Source organism: Methanoregula sp. (assembly GCF_002835825.1).
In the GTDB taxonomy this organism is placed as follows: Archaea; Halobacteriota; Methanomicrobia; order Methanomicrobiales; family Methanospirillaceae; genus Methanoregula.
Genome location: NZ_PIZH01000209.1, coordinates 1 through 4,079, shown reverse-complemented (window position 1 = coordinate 4,079; position 4,079 = coordinate 1). Strand labels below are relative to the sequence as shown.

The 4,079-nt window shown below is 58.7% G+C and carries 3 protein-coding genes; all 3 read left to right on the top strand.

Features of this window, described 5'->3' with window-relative positions; genetic code table 11:
* A partial coding sequence (locus tag CW742_RS08335; protein ID WP_292419028.1) for a hypothetical protein occupies positions 1 to 1,591 on the top strand: 1,591 nt, incomplete at its 5' end.
* Positions 1,572 to 2,873, top strand: a complete 1,302-nt coding sequence (gene brxD / locus CW742_RS08330) for a BREX system ATP-binding protein BrxD (RefSeq protein WP_292419024.1) — start codon at positions 1,572 to 1,574, stop codon at positions 2,871 to 2,873. The genes CW742_RS08335 and brxD, both read left to right, overlap by 20 nt.
* Positions 2,874 to 2,928: 55 nt before the next feature.
* Positions 2,929 to 3,462 carry a hypothetical protein gene (locus tag CW742_RS08325; RefSeq protein ID WP_292419021.1) on the top strand — a complete coding sequence of 178 codons (534 nt, stop codon included), beginning with the start codon at positions 2,929 to 2,931 and terminating at the stop codon, positions 3,460 to 3,462.
* The last annotated feature ends 617 nt before the right edge of the window (positions 3,463 to 4,079 follow it).

Sequence of the window (4,079 nt, the reverse complement as noted above, 5' to 3'; positions counted from 1 at the left end):
TAGTTACCGAGGAAAAGTGGTGGAGGCAAGGGGGGATGATGAGGAGACATCCGGGTACGCTGAGGCAGTCAGGCTGGACCCGGCCAACCAGGATGCTTTGAGGAGTTATGCCCAGTATCTCCTCTCCCATACCGACTTCCGGGGAGCCCTGCCATTACTGCTCCATCTCACGAAACTGGCCGGAACAGATAAGGACACCGGTAACCTGGTACGGGCGCTCATCGGTTGCGGAAGGGGGGAGGATGCGCTTGCAATTCTCAAAGGGCAGGGAGGGATCCAGCCGTTCTTACCGGAATATATCGAAGCACTCCTCCAGGTACAGGACTTCCGGGCCGCAGCAGAGCATGCGCATTCTGCATGGGAGTCAACACGAGACCCTGCCATGCTCAGGACCTCTCTTGATGCACTTGCCCGGTATGACACCGGCCGGGCGCTCGAAGCATATGCTTCCATCCTGAAGGATCGGCCGGACGATCCCCTGTTCTTCGATTATGTCCATGCACTCCATTCCGCGGGAAGACCCCGGGATGCGCTGAAGGCTGTGTTCGATCTCCTCGCCATCTGCCCGGCCAATCCGGAATACCGCCTTGCCGAGTGCGACTTGCTCGGTGCTACCGGAGATACGGCACGGGCATTGGAACGGTACGAGCACCTTGTGCAGGACGAACTGGCTGCCAAATCGGACATGGTCATGCTCGGGAGAATCATTGGCGGGTACCGAAGGTTCCTGATCCGCACCCTGCCAGCAGATGAAGCGGAGCGTCACCTCCTGGATACGGTATCGCGTGACCTGAATGTGGCAAGCCTGCTTGAGACGGCCCGGTTCTACGAGGAGACCGGAAACCCTGCCATGGCCCGGTCCTGGTATTACCGGGCATACCGGGCGGACTTCCTTTCCGGCGGGCTGGACTACGCGCTGTTCCTAGCGGCAAACGGGGAGGAACGCGAGTGCGAGAAGGTGATGATCTATATCCTTTCCAATGTCCGGAAAGGGTCCGATCTTGTGCGGGTGGCTGCCCTCATTGTCGAGGGGAGCGGAAGGATGCACACCATGAAGCGCTTAATGGACCTGTTGATCCGGAAGCTCGAGGACCGGACTGAATCGCTCTCAACAGAAGAGAAGGAACTCCTCGCAAACGCATTTTTCCATTCGGCTGCGAATGCACTGGCGACGGCGGATTACCCGGCATGCAAGTACTTCTGCCTCCGCGGCATCGATGCCCTGCCGGCACACCCGAAGACATTACCGATGGAAGACTATCTTGCCCTTCTTGTGCGCTGCAAGGAGCACGCCCTTGTCGATTGTCCTGTCCTGCCGGCGCACCAGCCAGCGGAGAAACCGGGTACCGCACCGGCCGGGAGCATGGTCACAGAGCAACTCGGCCTTACCGAGCAGGAACAGAAGATCGTTGCGTTCCTCCGCCACCACCGGAAGGCAAGCGAGATGGAGCTCCGTACGCTTCTGGGGACGCGGAGGATTGCCGGTGTGGTGAACCGGCTGGTGCAGAAGGCTGCATCCCAGGGCATCGGCCTGATTGCGAAGAAAGGGATGGGAGAGGACGGAGAGATCTATGAGTATTGCGGATCCTGAACGGATGGAGAAGAACCGGCTCGAAAGCATCAACATCATCAACGCGCTCCGGCGGGGTACAGTTCCGGCGGGAGGCCTTGAGCGGATCGCTGTCGGCCTCGAGGTGGAAGAGGGAGTTATCGGAAAACAACTGGACTATGTGGCAAGAGGTGGCGGCGACCTCAAGTTCATCCGCGGGGAGTACGGCAGCGGTAAGACATTCCTTGTTGCGCGGGCCCTCGAAATTGCCCGTTCCAAGGGATTTGTTACCTCCCATATCGTGATCTCCCCGGGAACCCCCCTGCACAAACTCAGGGGGGTTTACCAGCAGGTGTGTGCCAACCTGCGGACCACTGGCGAAGAACATGCCCTGAAAGCGATCATAGACACCTGGCTCTTCAACATCGAGGAGCGGATCCTCTCTGTCAGCGGGGATGCTGAAAATGATACAGCACTCGAAGCCGCAACGGAACGGGAGATCGAGGCCGCCCTTGCAGGGATCTCGTCGCTGAACTCCGCGCTTGCTGCTACTTTGCGGACCTATTACCGGGCCGGAAATGCCGGCGACTTCACGCTCGCCCAGGCTGCACTAGGGTGGATCTCCGCGGAGCCGAACATCGGCCGCGAACTGAAGGCAAAAGCCGGAGTAAAGGGCGACATCGATGATTCCGTTGCCTTCATCTTTCTCCAGGGGCTCGTCTCGATCATCCATGGCGCCGGGTACAGCGGTCTTGTCATTGCCATTGACGAGCTGGAGACCACCCAGGGACTCCAGCGGAACCAGCGCGAGAAGGCATACCAGGTCCTTGTCCGGCTCATCGATGCCGTTGACAAGGGGGAGATGCCCCGTTGTTTCTTCCTCTTTACGGGAACACCGGCATTGTTTGACGGGTCACGCGGGATCCGCTCTCTTCCCCCGCTCTACGACCGGATCAGTGTAACCCAGAGTGACGATTTTAAAAATCCCCGGCAGCCGCAGATCCTTCTCTCAAAGTTCGACACCGCAAAACTTGAACTCGTTGCGCTCAGGGTCGTAGACGTCTATGCACAGGCATATTCCGAACCTGACCGGGAACGGATCTCCCACCGTTTCATCCGGGCGATGATCCGGAAGATTACCACCCGTTTCGGGGGCCGGGTCGATATCATCCCGCGGATCTTCTTAAAAGAGTTTGTCGATATCCTCGATAAGTGCGAGCTGTACGAGGACTATAATCCCCATGATGCCTATGATTTCGATGCCGGGCACCTCCGGGGCGAACTGAAAAAAGAGGAAGAAGCCGTCATGGTAGTCACGTTCTGACCGGTACGGGTCAGATCGGACTTTTTTTTATGTCACAACAGCACATGCTTTTTCCATGAAAGGGTTGCGCCTGCTGTTTGTGCTTACTGCACTCCTGTTCATCGCCCTGCCGGTAGCAGCAGAAGCAACCCTCACCATCAACGCAACGCCCCAGACCGCCCGCATCGGGGATACCATCGTCCTGAACGGGACGGTCAGCGGGACCACCACCATCGCGGTCTTTCTCTTCCTTACCGGGGACGGTCTCGACAATCGCGGCGTTGCGCTCGATAACCTCAACATTCCGGCCGGAAGGGGAATGTTCACGACCGCTCCGGTCCAGCTTGCGGGTGGGACCTGGACCTATGCCTGGGACACGTCAGTGATCCTTGGCACCCTGAAACCCGGGAAGTATACGGTGTATGTGGTGGACAGGCCGGTCGATCGTCTCCGCCCGGTCATGCCCCGGTATGCAACAGTTGATATCGAATTCCATCCTGCTGCACACCCGCCTGAGGAGACGCCGCTGGACCCCTTCCTGCCGGTTGCCGGGATTGCCTTGGCCGGGTGCCTGCTCTGCATGATTGCGGGATCCCGGAAAAAAGACTGATCCCGACGTGCCTTAGTGACCTGAGAGTTTTGAAAAGGCCCTGTTTTCCAAGTCAGATTACCCCGTCGTATGGGGGCCGGTTGCAACCTGCCCGGAGTTATTGAGGGGGGACAACACCGGAATAGGATCCATTGATCATCCTTTGCACGGGCATCATGGGACATACCGGGCCGGAACGGGAGATGGGGGGGTCGGGCGGTGTACTAAACCACGCACCCGGCCCGGTTGGCGCGTGAAACGGTTCATCATGAAAGGATCTCCTGCCGACGTAATTTCCCGTTTCCTTACCCTCATTTCCGGAACTTGTGCCATGGCCTGGAGAACCGGTCGGCACGGAAGTACACCGCCCGACCCCCCTCACCAACTCACGGCCCGGGCCCGTTTTTTCCGGAATGCCCCGGTTTTTACGACGGAAAACAGGAACCCCGGGTGCAAGCCGGGCAATTGGTGGGGCAGGGGGGTCGGACGGTGTACTAACATTGTGCGGGACGATACGCAGCCGAAAAGGCAATGGGAAAAAAGCAGATCCTGTACCGGCCCCCGGTTGGGATGGGTATCCCTGCGGACTGGCAAAAAAGAAGCCCGATGATGAAAAACAGGAGAACGGGGCGGGGTAA

Coding starts and splice junctions, on each gene's coding strand:
- CW742_RS08325 (WP_292419021.1), top strand. CDS start 2,929: ATGAAAGGGTTGCGCCTGCTGTTTGTGCTTACTGCACTCCTGTTCATC.
- brxD (WP_292419024.1), top strand. CDS start 1,572: ATGAGTATTGCGGATCCTGAACGGATGGAGAAGAACCGGCTCGAAAGC.